At 66.0% G+C, this 16,387-nt stretch carries 14 protein-coding genes; 10 read left to right on the top strand and 4 right to left on the bottom strand.

The window, feature by feature from the left end; translation table 11 throughout:
* Window position 1: 1 nt before the first annotated feature.
* Window positions 2-769, bottom strand: a complete 768-nt coding sequence (modA, locus tag DFR29_RS00625) for a molybdate ABC transporter substrate-binding protein (protein WP_133816619.1) — start codon at window positions 767-769, stop codon at window positions 2-4.
* Window positions 770-834: 65 nt separating this feature from the next.
* Window positions 835-1,596 (bottom strand): AraC family transcriptional regulator, encoded by a 762-nt coding sequence (locus DFR29_RS00620; RefSeq protein WP_208113481.1) that lies wholly within the window; start codon window positions 1,594-1,596, stop codon window positions 835-837.
* 237 nt (window positions 1,597-1,833) lie between these two features.
* Here DFR29_RS00620 and DFR29_RS00615 point away from each other — a divergent pair, with 237 nt between their 5' ends.
* The 9 genes from DFR29_RS00615 (at window position 1,834) to DFR29_RS00575 (ending at window position 13,392) form a co-directional block, all read left to right on the top strand.
* A complete protein-coding gene (locus DFR29_RS00615) occupies window positions 1,834-4,167 on the top strand; it encodes a M9 family metallopeptidase (RefSeq protein WP_166653789.1) in 2,334 nt (777 codons plus the stop codon).
* A gap of 1,107 nt (window positions 4,168-5,274) precedes the next feature.
* Window positions 5,275-6,207, top strand: coding sequence for a proline racemase family protein (locus DFR29_RS00610; RefSeq protein WP_133816617.1), 933 nt, complete (start codon window positions 5,275-5,277; stop codon window positions 6,205-6,207).
* Window positions 6,204-7,340: an NAD(P)/FAD-dependent oxidoreductase gene (locus tag DFR29_RS00605; protein ID WP_133816616.1), complete on the top strand. Its 1,137-nt coding sequence runs from the start codon at window positions 6,204-6,206 to the stop codon at window positions 7,338-7,340. The genes DFR29_RS00610 and DFR29_RS00605 overlap by 4 nt, the downstream gene beginning before the upstream one ends.
* Window positions 7,330-7,575: a (2Fe-2S)-binding protein gene (locus tag DFR29_RS00600; protein ID WP_133816615.1), complete on the top strand. Its 246-nt coding sequence runs from the start codon at window positions 7,330-7,332 to the stop codon at window positions 7,573-7,575. Before DFR29_RS00605 ends, DFR29_RS00600 begins: the two co-directional genes overlap by 11 nt.
* Window positions 7,568-8,848, top strand: a complete 1,281-nt coding sequence (locus DFR29_RS00595; protein ID WP_133816614.1) for an NAD(P)/FAD-dependent oxidoreductase — start codon at window positions 7,568-7,570, stop codon at window positions 8,846-8,848. The genes DFR29_RS00600 and DFR29_RS00595 overlap by 8 nt, the downstream gene beginning before the upstream one ends.
* Window positions 8,845-9,744, top strand: coding sequence for a dihydrodipicolinate synthase family protein (locus tag DFR29_RS00590; RefSeq protein ID WP_133816613.1), 900 nt, complete (start codon window positions 8,845-8,847; stop codon window positions 9,742-9,744). Before DFR29_RS00595 ends, DFR29_RS00590 begins: the two co-directional genes overlap by 4 nt.
* Window positions 9,745-10,121: 377 nt before the next feature.
* Window positions 10,122-11,696: an aldehyde dehydrogenase (NADP(+)) gene (locus DFR29_RS00585; RefSeq protein ID WP_133816612.1), complete on the top strand. Its 1,575-nt coding sequence runs from the start codon at window positions 10,122-10,124 to the stop codon at window positions 11,694-11,696.
* A 211-nt stretch (window positions 11,697-11,907) separates the two neighbouring features.
* Window positions 11,908-12,414, top strand: a complete 507-nt coding sequence (locus tag DFR29_RS00580) for an SMI1/KNR4 family protein (RefSeq protein ID WP_133816611.1) — start codon at window positions 11,908-11,910, stop codon at window positions 12,412-12,414.
* Window positions 12,415-12,462: 48 nt separating this feature from the next.
* A complete protein-coding gene (locus tag DFR29_RS00575; protein WP_133816610.1) occupies window positions 12,463-13,392 on the top strand; it encodes a hypothetical protein in 930 nt (309 codons plus the stop codon).
* Between the two features lie 407 nt (window positions 13,393-13,799).
* Here the strand turns inward: DFR29_RS00575 and DFR29_RS00570 are convergent, their stop codons facing one another.
* Window positions 13,800-15,131: an amidohydrolase family protein gene (locus DFR29_RS00570; protein ID WP_133816609.1), complete on the bottom strand. Its 1,332-nt coding sequence runs from the start codon at window positions 15,129-15,131 to the stop codon at window positions 13,800-13,802.
* A gap of 96 nt (window positions 15,132-15,227) precedes the next feature.
* Window positions 15,228-15,635 (bottom strand): hypothetical protein, encoded by a 408-nt coding sequence (locus DFR29_RS00565; protein WP_133816608.1) that lies wholly within the window; start codon window positions 15,633-15,635, stop codon window positions 15,228-15,230.
* A gap of 95 nt (window positions 15,636-15,730) precedes the next feature.
* Between DFR29_RS00565 and DFR29_RS00560 the strand changes: the two genes are divergently transcribed.
* Entirely contained in the window at window positions 15,731-16,219 is a 489-nt protein-coding gene (locus tag DFR29_RS00560; RefSeq protein ID WP_341829843.1) for an MGMT family protein, read from the top strand.
* Window positions 16,220-16,387 lie beyond the last annotated feature (168 nt).

Genomic DNA, 16,387 nt, shown 5'->3' with positions numbered 1-16,387 from the left:
TTCAGTCGGCCTTTGCGGTGCGGAATCCCCAGCGCAGCAGGATGGCCTGTGCCTGGTCGGAGCGCAGCAATTGCAGCAATTGCCGTGTTGTCGCATTGTCATGGCCGGCCGGCGCCGCGGCCGGATAGACAATGGGCGGATGCGAGTCGGCCGGGAACGTGCTGATCACGCGCACCGACGTTTCGGACACCGCATCCGAGCGGTACACCGCCGCCAGCGGCACTTCGCCCCGCGCGGCCAATGCCAATGCGGCGCGCACGTTTTCCGCGGCGACGTACTTGTCTTGCACGTGTGTCCACAGGCCGAGCTTTTCGAGTGCGGCCTTGGCGTACTTGCCCGCCGGCACGCTGCCCGGCTCGGCCAGGGCGATGCGCGAATCGCCCAGCGCGGCGCGCAGGTCGGTCTTGTCGTCCAGCGTGAACTGAAGCCTCGACGCCTGCGGCGCGACCAGTACCAGTTCGTTGCGTACCAGTTCGAAGCGCGTCGCCGCGACGATCTTGCCGCGTTCGGCCAGCCAGTCCATCCATTCCTGATCGGCCGAGATGAAGATATCGGCCGGTGCGCCGGCCTCGATCTGCCGTGCCAGCGCCGAACTCGCCGCGTAGCTGGCATTGATCTCGCCGATGGCCTTGGCTTCGGGCAGGGCGCTGATCTCTTCCAGCGCCGGCTTCAGGCTGGCGGCGGCGAACAGCAGCACGTCCGTCGCGCTGGCCGGCACAGCCATCGCGCCGGACACCAGCAGCAGGCACAGCAATCGATGTCCGAGCATGGCAGTTCCTTCGCAGATGAGCGGCCGCGAGTGTAGCGCGGCCGCTCATGCCGCAGCTTCGCGGCTTATTCCATGCCCTCGGGCCGCATCAGCTGGCGGTACTGCCGCGGTGCGAAGCCGGTGACCTGGCGGAACTGCCGCGACAGTGCGCTCTGGTCGGAAAAGCCTGCGTGCTGGGCGATGTCGGCAATCGGCAGCGCGGTGGAAGCGAGCAGGCGCGCCGCGTGGTCGATGCGTGCCTTGATCAGGTACTGCCCGGCCGACAAGTGGAAGATTTTCTTCATGCGCCGCTCGAACTGCGCCTGCGACAGGCCGGCACGGCGCGCCAGGTCTTCCATGCGCAGCGGCTGGTCGTAGTTCTCCAGCATGTAGTCGACGGTATCGGCAAAGCCGGTGTCGATCAGGCCGGCGCGGCTGGGCTCGATCAGATCCTTGGAGATGCAGGCCAGGCCGACGACGCGGCCCTGGTTGTCGTACAGCGGCTCCTTGGTGGTGAGGCACCAGCCGGCGCTGCCGTCGCGGTAGACGGTGAGGTCGAGGTTGTCGACGATGGGCTTGCCGGTATTGAACAGGCGCTCGTCCTGGCGCACATAACGTTCGGCCATGGGGCGCGGAAACAGTTCGAACGCCGTCTTGCCGATCGCATCCTGCTTGCGCTTCAGGCCGCAGCGAACGACGGCGGCCTCGCTCATGGAGACATAGCGGCCCTGCTTGTCCTTGACCGAAAACACGATGTCCGGCAGTCGATCGAACAGCGTCTCCACGTACCACGGCGAGGCTACGCGAGCCATGAAAGCCTCGCGCCAGCGTGCCAGTTCATTGTTCATAGTGCCCCCTGTCGCTCCTGCACAAACGCGATTTTTCGCGCATTTGCGCTGCAAAACCGCTTTGTGCGGATTGTTTCGTGCGTGTGCGGATAATCGGCTAGACCCTGGTCGTGGACCAAACCTAGCATCCTGACCTGCAGGAGTCAGGTGGAGGCGAACGCGTTGCAGCGCGTCCGCCTCCGGAACACCGGGCTCGTGCAGTGTCATCCACACAAGACGATGTTCGGGGAGAAAGCAATGTATTCGTTTGATCGGCTTTTGCAAGCCGGCGCTGGCCTGGCTGCGTGTCTGGCTTTTGCTGCCTTGCCGCTGGACGCCGCTGCGCGTCCGCAGGATCCACGGCCAGGACCGGCCGCCGCCACCGCTTCGCTGTCAGAAGCGTCCGACCATATCCAGACCCGGCGCATCGACTGGGACCGCCGCGCGCCGCTGCCTTCTTCCCGCGATCACCTCTATCAGGACTATGACGCACCGCGCAGTTTGCGCAGTGCGGCGCGGGGAACCTGCAACATCGCCGGCTTCGCCAGCGCCAGCGGCAGCGCCCTCGTCGCCGCGGTTCGCGCAGCGGACGAAACCTGCTTCTATTCAGGCGGCCTGTTCGACGTGACCGGCACAACGGCGGGGCAGATCTTCGCCGAAAGCAAGATGGTCACCATCGCTAACGCGATGCAGGCCGATGCCGCCAGCTATCCGGGCAATAACAGCAACAACATGCTGGAGCTGGTGCTATTCCTGCGCGCTGGCCTGTACGTGCAGTACTACAACGAGCCCGACGTGGGCAGCTACGGCAATGCCTTCACCAATGCGATCCGCCCCGCATTGAATGCCTTCGTCGCCAACAGCCACTTTGCCGACGTCAACAACGACCACGGTGAAGTGCTGTCCGAATTCGTCATCCTCATCGACAGTGCCGGCGAGAACGCGCAGCAGCTCGCCACGGTGCGTGGCATTCTCGACCGCTACGGCCCGAGCTGGGCCAACCTGTCCTACATGAAGTCGTCCACCAACGGCGTCTTCACCGTGCTGTTCCGCGGCCACTACGACCCGGCTTTCCAGGCCCTGGTACAGGGCAGCGGCAGCGGCGTGCTCGATACCCTGGTGAACTTCATCAACAACAACCGCGCCGCCGACGTAGGCTCCAACCGCGAATACATGCTGCAGAACGCCGCGGGCGAACTCGGCCGCTTCAGCCAGTACAGCGCGACAAGCTTCCACAGCCTGGTGCATCCGAAGATCAAGTCGGTGCTGGATTCCTTCAGCATCGGCGGCGCGGGCGGCGGCATCTTCGTGCGCATCGCCAGCGTCACCGACTACTATGACCACGCCCATTGCAGCTACTACGGCCTGTGCAGCTTTGCGCAGGATCTGGAAGCACAGGTACTGCCCGCCGCGAATGCGCGTGACTGCAGCGCTACCTTGCGCGTACGCAGCCAGTCGCTGACCGCGGCCCAACTCGACACGGTATGCAGTGTGGTCGGTGCGGAAGAAGGCTATTTCCACACCCAGAGCCAGACCAACAACACGCCGGTGGCGAACGATTTCAATGCGCGCCTGGAAATGGTGATCTTCCATTCCAGCACCGACTACGAAACCTATTCGGGCATCATCTTCGGCAACGACACCAACAATGGCGGCATCTATCTCGAAGGTGATCCGTCCGACCCTTCCAACCAGGCGCGCTTCCTTGCCTACGAGGCCGAGTGGCTGCGCCCGGATTTCCAGGTGTGGAACCTCACCCACGAATACATCCACTACCTCGACGGCCGCTTCAACTGGTACGGCGGCTTCGGCGCCCTGCCGATGGACGCGCCTTACTCGACCATCTGGTACATCGAAGGCTTTGCCGAATACATGTCGTATTCGTACCGCAGCCTGCGCTACGACGACGCCATCGACGAGGCGGGCACGCCGGACAAGTTTACTTTGGCGCAATTGTTCGATACCGAATATAGCACCGACTATACGCGCACCTACCAGTGGGGCTACCTGGCCTCACGCTTCATGTTCGAGCGGCATCGCGACAAGATCGCCAGCCTGTATGCAGTATCGCGTCCGGGCAACTACGCCAGCGGCTACAGCGCCTGGCTCGATCCCATCCGCAGCAGCTACAACACCGAGTTCCGCGCCTGGCTAGTCTGCTTTGCAGCCAACAACGGCGATACCACCGTCTGCAACGGTGGCCAGCCGGATGCGATCTTCGCCGACAACTTCGGCAACGGCCCCACCGTGATACCCGAATGCACCTCGACCAACGCCGGCCAGCTGGACAACGGCTGCAAGCGCAGCGGCCTGTCGGCGGCCAATTCGAGCGCGCGTGTCTATCTCACGGTGCTGCTGCCGGCAGGGCGCAGCAACCTGAAATTCATCATGGGCGGCGGAACCGGCGATGCGGACATCTACGTGAAAGCCGGCGGATGGCCCAGCGACACCGTATACGACTTCGCGCCGCAGCTGGTGGGCAACGATGAGACAGTGACGGTGGCTGCGCCGGTCAGTGGCTGGTACTACGTGATGCTCAAGCCGCGGACGGCTTCGTTTGCGGGGGTGGAGGTGGCTACCTCCTGGCAGTGAATTTTGGTTTTTGTCGAATTTGTTGAATTTTTGTGATTTGGGCCGCGGCGCGGGATGCGCCGCGGCTTTTTTTGTTTTGTTCTTGCCGGGGCTGCGGGTTTGCTTTTTTCGTGGCTCCCTCTCCCCCAAGCTCGCTTGGGGGAGAGGGCTGGGGTGAGGGGCGGTGCTGGACTCTGCCTCGCTGCTGGGTTTTTTGCGAAGGAGTCCGCCGTTGGCGGACGTGGTTGTTTGTGCGCCTGGCGACGGGTTGGTCGCATGGGCTGCGCTTTGCTCCCTCTCCCCCGACAGCTGTCGGGGGACAGGGTTGGGGTGAGGGGGCGGTGCTGGACTTTGCTCCGTCTTGTGGTTTTTTGCGAAGGAGTCCGCCGTTGGCGGACGTGGTTGCTTGTGCGCCTGGCGGCGCGTTTCGCGCGCCCACGGCGCGCGACCAAGGAGGGGATGCTTGTCCATCCCCTCCTTGGATTCTCCCAGGACACCCCGGATGCCGCGGTTTTGGGCCATCCATGGCCCAAAACTGCGTGAGTCCGCTACGGCGGTCGACGCACGGGACGTCCTGTCCCCTGCGCCGACTCGCGGCCATCCCTGGCCGCGACCCTGCGGGCTTTTCCCTGCGCGGCCTCACCGCGGCATACGGGGCCCCGGGGCAAGCGCGCGCTTCCTGCGCGCAGAAGCTACGGCAACAGCCACAAGCCACAGCCACAGCCACAGCCACAAGCTACGGCTACGGCTACGGCTACGGCTACGGCCAAAGCCGCAGCGCGGTCGTGCGCGACAGTAGCGGCAGTGCGGCTCGCTGCGCTTGCATGGGATGACGCAAGTCGGTGTGGACCCGTGGTCGTTTTGGATAGCTCGTACCCGCGCGCAGCCGAGTGATACCCGCATCGGTAGTGTTCCGACCGGGAACCTGGGCTAATGATTTGCTCGCTACCACAATTTCGTGACCTGCGGTCCGGTTTATCTTTGTCAATTTCCCGCTTATGACTTTGGTCTAACCTACGCCTGAGTACTGGTTTCTTTGCGATTCGTCCTGCCCTGACAGGGTGATGAGCCAATCGCGCCGGGGGCGGGTTGGTTAGCATTTCGTGACTGTCCAAGGCCGATTCCTGCATGAGCGCAACACGTGTTATCGATTCGCATACCGGCGGAGAGCCGACTCGCGTTGTCGTGGCGGGCGGGCCGGATTTTGCGGGGCGGACGCCAGCGGCTGCGCGGGAATGGCTGCAGCGGGAGCAGGATGCCTGGCGCCGCGCGATCGCCTGCGAACCGCGCGGCAATGACGTGGTAGTGGGGGCTTACCTGCTGCCGCCGACGCGCAGCGACTGTGTCGCCGGTGTGGTGTTTTTCAACAATGTCGGCTACCTGGGCATGTGCGGCCACGGCACCATGGGTGTGGCGCAGACGCTGCATCATCTGGGGCGTATACAAGCGGGCAAGTTCCAATTGGAAACGCCGGTCGGCGTCGTCGAAGTGGAATTGGCGCAGGATGGCCGCGTCACCATTGCCAATGTCGCCAGCTATCGCCAAGCGCGCCGGGTGGCGCTGGACGTGACGGGCCTGGGGCGCGTGAACGGCGATATTGCCTGGGGCGGCAACTGGTTCTTTCTGGTCGACGACCACGGCCTGGCCATTGCGCCGGACAATATCGAAGCGTTGATGGGTGCTGCCTCGGCGATCCGCCGTGCACTGGACGAGGCCGGCATCGGCGGGCGCGACGGCGGCGTCATCGACCATGTGGAACTGCTGGCGGCCGACGCGCGGGCGGATTCGCGCAATTTTGTACTTTGTCCTGGTTTTGCCTATGACCGTTCGCCCTGCGGCACTGGTACCAGCGCCAAGCTGGCCTGCCTGGCGGCCGAAGGAAAGCTGGCTGAGGGCGCGGTATGGCGCCAGCGCAGCGTGATCGGCAGCGAGTTCCAGGCCTGGTATCGGCGCCTGGATGACGAAACCATCCTGCCTTACATCGCCGGCCGTGCCCATGTCGTGGCCGAGGCCGTGCTGCATTTCGACCCGGCCGATCCGTTTGCCTGGGGTCTTGCTTGAGCACGGTCGCAAGCGTCGACGTGCTGATCGTCGGTGGCGGCATCGTCGGCTGTGCCATTGCTGAGCGGCTGGCGCGGGCCGGGCTGTCGGTCTGTCTGGTCGAGCGCGATGTGCTCGGTGGCGCCGCGACGGCGGCATCGATGGGGCATCTGGTAGTGCTGGACGACGATGCGGCCGAACTCGCGTTGTCGGCCTATTCCTGTGCGCGCTGGCAAGCGCTGGCGCCGTCCTTGCCAGCGACGGCGGAATACCGGCGCAATGGAACTTTGTGGATTGCGCGAAATGTGGAAGAAATGGCCGAGGCACAGCGCAAGCAATGGCGCCTGGCGCAGGCGGGCATCGACAGCGAGCTGCTGACGGCCGCCGCCCTGGCCGAGCAGGAACCCGCCCTGGCCGCCGGCCTGGCCGGCGGCCTGCGCGTAGCCAGCGACGGCATGTTGTATCCGCCGGTGGCGGCGGCCTGGCTGGCGCGCCAGGCGGCGGCGCAGGGCGCGCAGATCCGCTGCGGCGTCGGCGTGCGGAACCTGGTCGAAGGCGCCGTGCTGCTGGACGACGGCAGCGAACTGCGGGCGCCGCATATCATCGTGGCCAACGGCTGTGCTGCGCCGGAACTGCTTTACGGCGCGCCGATCCGCAAGCGCAAGGGACATCTGCTCATCACCACGCGTTCGGCGCCGCGGGTGCGCCATCAGCTGGTGGAGCTGGGCTATATGCAAAGCGCGCACGGCGGCGATGGCGAATCGGTTGCGTTCAATGTGCAGCCGCGGCCCAGCGGCCAGCTGCTGCTGGGCTCTACGCGCCAGTTCGACGACGTCAGCAGCACGGTCACGCCGCGGCTGATCCAGCGCCTGATCCTGCGCGCGCAGGAATTTCTGCCGGGCCTTGCCACTGCCACGGCGCTGCGCGCCTGGACCGGTTTTCGCCCGACCACGCCCGACCATAGACCGCTGATCGGCCCCTGGCCGGCCCGCGCTGGCGTGTGGCTGGCCTGTGGCCACGAAGGCCTGGGCGTGACCACCGCACTGGGCACGGCCGACCTGCTCGCCGCGCAGCTGCTGGGGCTGGAACTGCCTTTCGACGCGCGCCCGTTCGCTCCGGCGCGGTTCGCCGCCCAGGTCAGCCATGCCGCCTGAAATCAGCGTGCGGATCGACGGCGAAGATGTGCGTGTGCGCGGCGACTGCTCGGTGGCCGCGGCCTTGCGCCAGGCCGGCTATGCCGCGACGCGGCTGGCCCATGACGGCAGCCGCCGCGCTGCCTGTTGCGGCATGGGCATCTGCTTCGAATGCCGCGTACAGATCGACGGGCGCGAACGCCTGGCCTGTCTCACCCCTGTAGCGGCCGGCATGGAGATCTGGCGCGATGCGTGAACTGCGCAGCGAAGTTCTGGTTCTCGGCGCCGGTCCGGCCGGTATCGCGGCAGCAGTCAGTGCCGAGCGTGCCGGCGCGCGTGCGCTGCTGGTCGACATGCAGGCCGAGCCAGGTGGCCAGATCTGGCGTGGACAATGGAACAAGGCAACCGATTCCACCGCGCGGCGCTGGCTGTCGGCGCTGCGGGCATCGCCGGTGGAAGGCCGCTATGGCCTGCGCCTGGTCGATGTGCCGGCGCCCGGCGAGTTCGTTTTCGACGGTGCCGACGGTCCGTTGCGCGTGCACTGCGAACGCGCCGTGATCGCTGCCGGCGCACGCGAACGCCTGCTGCCGTTTCCAGGCTGGACCTTGCCCGGCGTATTCGGCGCCGGCGGCCTGCAGGTGCTGGCCAAGAATGGCTGGCCGGTTGCCGGCAAGCGCATCGTGGTGGCCGGCAGCGGTCCCTTGCTGCTGGCGGCGGCAGCCAGTCTGCGTAGCCTCGGCGCGCAGATCGTGCTGATCGCCGAGCAAAGCGGCTGGCGCGACCTGGCTGCCTTCGGCAGCGGCCTGCTCGGGACGCCGCACAAAGTGGTGCAGGCCGCCGGCCTGTGGCGCAAGCTGATCGGCGTGCCGTACCGCACCGGCAGCTGGGTGACGCAGGCGCTGGGTGACAACGAAGTGCGCAGCGTCATCGTGCGCCGCGGCAGGCAGATCGTGCAGCTGGACTGCGATGCGCTCGCCGTCGGCTACGGCCTGGTGCCGAATACCGAGATTGCCCGCGCGCTGGGCTGCGAACTGCGTGACGGTGCGGTCTGGGTCGATATGCACCAGCACACCAGCGTGCCCGGTGTGTACTGCGCTGGCGAAGGCACCGGCATCGGCGGCATCGACCAGGCCCTGGTGCAGGGCGAAATTGCCGGCTGCGCCGCCGCCGGCCGGGCCGAACTGGCGGCGACGGCGCAGCGCCGCCGCCGCGGCAGCGAGCGTTTTGCCGCGCACCTGCGCCGGCACTTCGGCTTGCGCGCGGAACTGCGCAGCCTGGCGCAGGACGACACCGTGCTGTGCCGCTGCGAAAACGTCGCCTTCGGCGCGGCCAAAGCCTGCAGCAGCATGCGCGACGCGCGACTGCAGACGCGCCTGGGCATGGGCCATTGCCAGGCCCGGGTCTGCGGCGCGGCCTGCGAATTCCTGTTCGGCTGGGGCGCAGCGACGCCGCGGCCACCGCTGGCTCCGGCTGGCCTGAGTTGTTTCAACCTTTCCACTTCCGCTGAAAATCCACAGGAACCGACATGAGCACCATCTGGCAAGGCGTGTTGCCCGCCATCACCACGCCGTTCGACGCCAACCTGGGCATCGACCACGATTTCGTTACGCGTCACGTCGACTGGCTGATCGGGCATGGTTGCCGCGGCATCATTCCCTGCGGCTCGCTGGGCGAAGGGGCGACGCTGACCTACGACGAGAAAGTCGCGCTGATCAAGACCTGCGTCGCGGCCGCGGCCGGCCGCGTGCCGGTGATTCCCGGCATTGCCGCGCTGTCCACCGACGAAGCGGTAAAGCTGGCCCAGGCCAGCGCCGATGCCGGTTGCGGCGGGCTGATGGTATTGCCGCCCTACGTCTATTCCAGCGACTGGCGCGAAATGAAAGCGCATGTGGCCGCTGTCATCGGCGCCACCGCCTTGCCGTGCATGCTCTACAACAACCCGCCGGCCTACAAGACCGACTTCAGTGCCGCGCAGGTGGCCGAACTCGCGGCGGAATTTGCCAACCTCGAAGCGGTGAAGGAATCCAGCGGCGACTCGCGCCGTGTCACCGCGCTGGTGGCCTTGCTCGGCGAGCGCCTGCGCGTCGGCGTGGGCCTGGACGACATGGTCTGCGAAGGCGTTGCCGCCGGCGCCGAGTTCTGGGTGGCGGGTACGGTCAATGCGCTGCCCAAGGAATCGGTCGCGCAGTTCGAACTGGCCAAGGCCGGTCGCTGGGACGAAGCGCGCGCCCTCTACCACTGGCACCTGCCGCTGCTGCGGCTGGATACGGTGGTGAAGTTCGTGCAGCTGATCAAGCTGATCCAGCAGGAGGTCGGCATGGGTCACGAACGTGTGCGCCCGCCGCGGCTGGAACTGGTCGGCAACGAACGCGACGATGCGCTGGCGATCATCCGCAAGGCTTTGCGCGAGCGGCCGGTGCTTTGAAGGTCGATGCTGTGAGTTCGATACGGCAAGTTCGATGCTGTAAATTCGATGCGGCAAGGTCCGATGTCCTGCTGCGCGTATCGAGCGTGGTTGCCTGAACTCCCTCTCCCCCCACCGACCTGTCGCTGGGGGAGAGGGTTGCGGTGAGGGGGCGGAATGCCTGTACACCTCAGCCAGTGGTTTTCGGCGTTGGCTGGCGCGATGGCAATCGCGACAGTCGTTAGGCCGAGGCGGCTGACACGGCGCCCGCTCACCCAACCCTCTCCTCCAAGCGCAGCTTGGGGGAGGGGGCTTCTGGTGCGTGGTGCCTCGCCCCCCCCATCGACCGAAACCCATCGCTGCAAGTCTGCTCACCGGTAAATAGGTAAATAATGTCAATGTACACACTGAAGGGCGTTTCCTTGATCGGCGAAGACCCCGCGAGCACCAGCGGCAGCGAATTCCACGCTGTCGATCCGGGCAGCGGCGAAGCGCTCGCTCCGGTCTACCGCAGTGCGACGGCCGCGGACATCGAACGCGCCGTGCAACTGGCCGCCGGCGCCAGTGCGGCATTGGCGCAGACCAGCGGTGCCGAACGCGCCGCGCTGCTGCGTGCGATCGCCGACGAACTGGAAGCCGCCCGCGCCGATTTCGAAGCATTGGTGCCGCGGGAAACCGCATTGCCGCAGGCGCGCGCCAGCGGCGAGCTGGGGCGTACCACCGGCCAGCTGCGACTGTTTGCGAATCTGGTGGAAGAGGGCAGCTGGGTCGACGCGCGTATCGACAGGGCCGATCCCGCACGCCAGCCGCTGCCCAGGCCCGACCTGCGCTCGCAGCGCATCGCGCTGGGGCCGGTCGTCGTCTTCGGTGCCAGCAATTTCCCGCTCGCGTTTTCCGTTGCCGGCGGCGATACGGCCAGCGCACTGGCAGCCGGTTGCCCGGTCATCGTCAAGGCGCATCCGGCGCATCCGGCCACGAGCGAGCGGGCCGGCGCGGCCATTGCTGCGGCCGTGCAGCGCTGCGGTCTGCCGCCAGGCACGTTCTCGCTGCTGTTCGACGCTGGCCACGCCGTCGGCGCCGCGCTGGTGCAGCATGCGCAGGTATCTGCGGTCGCGTTTACCGGCTCCACGGCCGGCGGCCGCGCGCTGATGGACCTGGCAGCGGCCCGGCCGCAACCCATTCCGGTCTATGCCGAAATGGGCAGCATCAATCCGGTATTCGTACTGCCCGCGGCCGCCCAGGTTCGCGCCGAGGCAATCGCGACCCAGCTGCATGCATCGGTACTGCAGGGCGTAGGCCAGTTCTGCACCAGCCCTGGCGTGTTCGTTATTCCCGCCGGTGGCGACGGCGATGCGCTGCGCGACGCGCTGCGCGCGCGCTTTGCCGATTCGGCAGCGGCCGTCATGCTGACCGCGGCCATCGCCCAGCGTCACGCCCAGGGCGCGGCGCAACTCGGCGCCCATGCCGATGTGGCCGCGCTGGTCGCTCCGGTACAAAAAGCCGGTTGTGCACAAGCGAACCTGTTCGAAGTCTCGGCAGATGCGTTCCTGCGCGACCCTCACCTGCAGGAGGAAGTGTTTGGCCCGACCAGCCTGATCGTACGCACCCGCGACGCGGCGCAGATGCTGCAGCTGGCTGCCGCCCTGCCAGGCCAGCTGACCGTGACCTTGCTGGCCGACGAAGCCGACTACGCCGCGGCGGCGCCGCTGCTGCTGCAGCTGCCGCGCAATGCGGGCCGCGTGCTGATGAACGGCGTGCCGACCGGCGTGGAAGTCTGCGCGGCCATGGTGCACGGCGGCCCGTATCCGGCCAGCTCCGATGCGCGCTCGACCTCGGTCGGCACGGCGGCGATCGAGCGCTTCGCCCGCCGCGTGTGCTACCAGAATGTGCCGGATGCGCTGCTGCCGCCGGCCTTGCAGGAGGCCAATCCGCTGAAGATTGCGCGGCTGGTCGATGGGGTGATGCAGCGCTGACAGTGGCGGCGCCGAGCGGCCTGGCCATATCCGCGAAGCGCCGACCTCGGGGCAAGGCTGGCAGCGGACAGAGCGGCGCACGTACACTGGCTGCGCACTGGCGCCTGTCGACTCGAGGTCGCATCTGTTGAATACCGCAACCGACTGGAGCGCGTATCTGGCCGCCTGGCAGGACCAGGCGCAGCTTGTCGTTTCGCTGATCCCCGAGGAGTTGCTCGCCGCGGACGAGCGCGACGCGACATTTTCCACTCGGCTGCAGCGGCCCGGCGCGACGCAGGGACAGCTCGACGCCGCGGAGCATCGCCTGGGATTCGCGCTGCCGCCGGACATGGCGGCTTTCTACCGCGCGTCGAACGGATGGCACCAGGTCGGGTTCGACGAAACCGATACCGATCTTCTTGCGGTCGGCGATCTGCATTTCCTGCGCGACGCGTCCGAGCCGTTGCGTGCGGTGCTGTCCGGTTACGCCGGTGTCGGCGAAGCGGAGGCCAGCGACCCGGCCGTGCCGTTCATGTATTCGGACGTTGCCGACCTGCTGGTGCTGTCGGCGCCATGTCCCAACGGACTGTATCTGTTCAACCCACTGAAGCGCTCGGGCAAACCGGCGTTCTTGTTGATCCGCTATAAATTCGCACCGCAGCGCTTCGCAACGTTCAGCGGGCTTATGCAATTCGAACAGCAGCGCTGTTTACAGGCGCTGCGGAGCATGCTCGGATAGCTGGCGCTGGCTGCGCCAAGAAAACAGCGATTTGCCGGCAAACGGTCGATGCAGGAACGGCACGGCAATGCCAAACTCGAGCATGACTATTTACCTGGACGCAAGGACGCAAGCGCCATGACCGACTTCTGTTGCGACGGCATGAAGCACCAGGCCGAGCGTTGGGGGCAGGCCGGCTTCTCGGTGGAGGTGACGCAGTCCGAGCAGATGCTGCGGCAGTATTCCATCAACTTCCGCAGCTATGCGCAGGCGGATGACAAAATCTTTCAGCGTTATTTCGCCGAGCATCCGACGCTGCCGGCATTCAAGATCGGCGCCTGGTTGCCGCTCCACTATTGTCCCTGGTGCGGCGCAGTGCTCGATACGGTTGTCGGGAAGTCGCCCGGGGAATCGTGGAGCCGACTCTGGCAGCGCTGGACAACCAAGCCAGCGCGCGCCGTTTTTCCGGCGGCGCAGTTGGCCGTAAATGCCAGGAGTGCGAACCGACTCGGTGAAGCCGCGAGCGAATTTCCGCGCAACTGGATCGCCGACCCACGGCTGGCGTCGCTGCGTCTACCCGACGCGTTGCTCGCGATGATTCATGAAGGGCGCTGGGCCCGGTGGCATGACGACGGCCATTTTGAACCCGCCAGTCTACCGATCGAAACACCGCGGTTGCAGGCTATGGTTCCTGACGAAGACGGTCTGGATCTACTTGCGCCACCTTTCCGCAGCGCCCTGCAGGAGATCGAGGTGCGCCATGCCGGCTGGCTGCAACGTTGGTCGAGAGTCGAGCTGATCAACCCTGCGCGAACGGTGATAGTGGCCGATTTCCCTCTCGGCAGCGATTCGCTGCTGGCTCTGGACTATCGCGATAGCGATGCGGAGCCGCGCGTGATCCGGCTGCAATGGGTGTTGCCGCAGCCTGAGCGCAACAATCGCTGGGTTGTTGTTTCGCCGACCTTTGCGCAGTTTGCTCAGGCCCTGGGCTGGAATTGAGCCTGTGATTGCGGTGACGGATGTACTTCATCGTCTATCGATGCCGATGCGGCACGACAGGGGTTCCTGTGCCCTTGCCTGGTAGATCCCGCAGAATCGCCACGTCGCCCGTCCGCCGTATTGCGTCTTTCCGGCTTGGTTTCCCGCGTGCTGCTGCCGGTCTTTGCCTGGCACCAGCGGTATCGGCTGCGCAGCTGCCGCGCGCGAATATCGTCGATGTCGATGCCGGCGTTGAGCAGGGTTTTCCTGTGTGCTGAGTACACATTGAACCCTGCAGGCAACAGTGCGGCGCTTTGGCAGCGCGCGATGAGCGCCAGCGAACTGCGCCGGACGATCTTCGCGCTGCGGCACGTTCGCCGCACCTTGCTGTGCAATTTGCTTTGGTCGCCGCCGCCTGCGCGTTGTGGCTATTTCACCCGCTTGCCGTGCTTCACCACGATGTCGACATTCTGCAGCAGGGCGATATGCCGCAAGGCGTCGCCACGCACGGCGATGATGTCGGCATATTTGCCCTCGGCAACGGTGCCGTAGTCCTTGTCGGCCTTCATGGCCACGGCAGGCCAGTAGGTTGCCGCGCGGATTGCATCGATGGCGGGAACGTTGAGGCGGTTTACCCACACTTCCAGTTCGTGCCAGGTGCTGTCGCTGTGGAATTTCATCGGGATGCCGGAATCGGTGCCGATCAGCAGCAGGGCGCCGTTTTCCCGCAGCTGGTTGAACTTGGTGGTCAACGTGGGCCAGCGCTGCGGCGTCTGCTGGAAATAGCTGATGCGTTCGGGATGGCTCAGGCTTTGCCGGATGTCGGCGACGATGTCGTCGGGCAGGCCTTCGTGCCAGCGCTTGTCGTCGATGTGTTCGTGATGTTTTACCACATAGGGAAAGTTGTACAGGCCTTCGATGGTCGGCGTCCAGAACAGCGGACCCAGCGACATGTTGGCGGTGCGTTCGCGCAGGGCGTCGATGACGTCGTCGGGATAGCTGGGCGCGGCGGCAAGGCCGGTGTGTTCCAGGCAGTCGGCGCCGTGCTTGAGCGCCAGACGGATTTCCTCGGGCCGGTGCGCATGCGCGACGACGGGTTTGCCGTGTTTGTGGGCTTCGTCGATGATCGCGGCGATCTCGGCCTCGGACATCTGGTCCTGGTCGATCAGCTTGATCACGTCCACGCCCGCATCGGCCAGGCGCTTGACCTTGGCGCGGGCGTCGGCCGGCGAGTCCACGCCCCAGCGGAAGGCTTCGGTGCCGGGGTAGGGTTTCTTCTGGATGAACGGGCCGGACACGAACAGGGTGGGGCCGGGGATTTCGCCGCGGCGTATCGCGTCGCGGACGTCGATCGATTCCTTCAGCGGCGCGCCGAGATCGCGCGCGCCGGTGACGCCGGCCAGCAGCAGCTGCTTGGCCGAGGCGGGCATGATGACGTCACGCATCTTGCCGAGGTAGGTCTTGTCCCAGTGGGCGTAGTCGGCATGGCCGTTGATCATCAGATGCACATGCATGTCCCACAGGCCGGGCATGACGGTCATGCCTTCGGTGGAAATGATCTCCGTGCCCGCGGGAATGCGTACTTCGCCTTCGCGCCCGACGGCGACGATGCGTTCGTTCTCGACCAGTACCACGCTGTTGTCGATCGGGTCGCGCAGGCTGCCGTCGACCAGGGTGCCGCCGACCAGGGCCAGCGTGGCAGCGCCGGCGTTGCCGGCGATCAGTGCAAGAGCGAGGGCCAGCGTGAGTCTGTGTCGCATCGGAACTCCCCTGGGCGCCGACCGGAATGTCGCGCCGCGTTCGTCAAAACACCGGTGTGGCGGGCACGCCGCCGAAATGAGGGCGCAGCGGCGCGATCAGAATGCGTCGCCGCCAGCGGAAATGGCCTGTTCCATGCGGTCGCCCAGCGGGCCCATCTCGGCGATCAGCAGGTCGATTTCCTCGACCACGAGGTTGTCGTAGGGGCGGTTTTCGCACAGTTGCAGGTAAGGCGAGCCGTCCAGATCGCTGACGGCGAGATAGCCCATGCGCTGTTCCCAGTTGAAGCGCAGGCAGCGCTTGGCATCCATGCCGGTGAGCGGGCCTATCGGTGTGGAAATGCGCAGGAATTTGCGCCCTTCCTCGTGATCGAGTTCGGACAGGTAAATGCCCTGGTGGCGGCTGCCGCCGTTGAGCAGCAGATCGAAGCTGATCAGATACGGATCGTTGATGCGCAGCTGGTGTTTCGCGCTGATGTGCGAGCGGATCTGCTCGAAGCTGTGCATGGGGGTGACTCTCCGGGGTAGGGAATGGCACGTATGCTACCGTGACGGCAGCGACTGATGCGGCCTATGGGGTGCGGGGCGTGGCGAAACAAGACTTGACAGCCGGGGCCGCCAAGGCCATTGCGGCGCCAGTTGGAGACGAGGCCGCAGCGGCTATCTGGGCCACGATACAGCGCATTCCCCGCGGCAATGTCTGCAGTTATGGCGAGATTGCGACGCGTGCCGGCCTGCCTGGCCGGGCTCGCCTGGTCGGCAAGGTGCTGGGCCAGGTGCCCGATGGCATGGCCGTGCCCTGGTTCCGTGTGTTGCGGTCCGATGGTCGTATTGCGTTTCCGCCCCAGTCCAAGGCGTACCGCGAGCAGCGGGCGCGCCTGCTCGAAGAAGGCGTGCGCGTGGAGCGTGGCAAGGTGAAGCTGCAGGACTTCGGCTGGGGCCGCAATCTCGATCGCGACATCTGGGCGCCCCCGCCCGAGCCCGTGCGCACGGTGGCCAAGACCGCGAAGAAACGCGTGGATGCGCCGGCTGACCGCGCGGCTAAAACCACCGGGACCACGCCCGCTAAATCCGCCAGGGCCAGGCGCTGATCCACTGATCCCACCGTTGCCGCCGGCTGTCGCCGCCGGGCGGGCGACTGTGCGCGGCGTCAACACAGCGCAGCACGGGCGCGGCTAGCTTTCGCAGCGAATGGCCGGCCAGGCAGCGCCGGCTGTCGGGGCAGTCGATGGAATTGTGACGGGCCATGCATTCGGGCT

The organism is Tahibacter aquaticus (assembly GCF_004363655.1).
In the GTDB taxonomy this organism is placed as follows: domain Bacteria; phylum Pseudomonadota; class Gammaproteobacteria; order Xanthomonadales; family Rhodanobacteraceae; genus Tahibacter; species Tahibacter aquaticus.
The sequence above is the reverse complement of the archived record's forward strand: the minus strand, read 5'-3'. Positions and strand labels throughout refer to the sequence as shown.

Bases quoted from the DNA above. Each gene is read 5' to 3' on its own strand.
- DFR29_RS00570 (WP_133816609.1), bottom strand. From the start codon at position 15,131: ATGCGACACAGACTCACGCTGGCCCTCGCTCTTGCACTGATCGCCGGC.
- DFR29_RS00585 (WP_133816612.1), top strand. From the start codon at position 10,122: ATGTACACACTGAAGGGCGTTTCCTTGATCGGCGAAGACCCCGCGAGC.
- DFR29_RS00615 (WP_166653789.1), top strand. From the start codon at position 1,834: ATGTATTCGTTTGATCGGCTTTTGCAAGCCGGCGCTGGCCTGGCTGCG.
- modA (WP_133816619.1), bottom strand. From the start codon at position 769: ATGCTCGGACATCGATTGCTGTGCCTGCTGCTGGTGTCCGGCGCGATG.
- DFR29_RS00575 (WP_133816610.1), top strand. From the start codon at position 12,463: ATGCAGGAACGGCACGGCAATGCCAAACTCGAGCATGACTATTTACCT.
- DFR29_RS00595 (WP_133816614.1), top strand. From the start codon at position 7,568: ATGCGTGAACTGCGCAGCGAAGTTCTGGTTCTCGGCGCCGGTCCGGCC.
- DFR29_RS00610 (WP_133816617.1), top strand. From the start codon at position 5,275: ATGAGCGCAACACGTGTTATCGATTCGCATACCGGCGGAGAGCCGACT.
- DFR29_RS00600 (WP_133816615.1), top strand. From the start codon at position 7,330: ATGCCGCCTGAAATCAGCGTGCGGATCGACGGCGAAGATGTGCGTGTG.
- DFR29_RS00565 (WP_133816608.1), bottom strand. From the start codon at position 15,635: ATGCACAGCTTCGAGCAGATCCGCTCGCACATCAGCGCGAAACACCAG.
- DFR29_RS00590 (WP_133816613.1), top strand. From the start codon at position 8,845: ATGAGCACCATCTGGCAAGGCGTGTTGCCCGCCATCACCACGCCGTTC.
- DFR29_RS00620 (WP_208113481.1), bottom strand. From the start codon at position 1,596: ATGAACAATGAACTGGCACGCTGGCGCGAGGCTTTCATGGCTCGCGTA.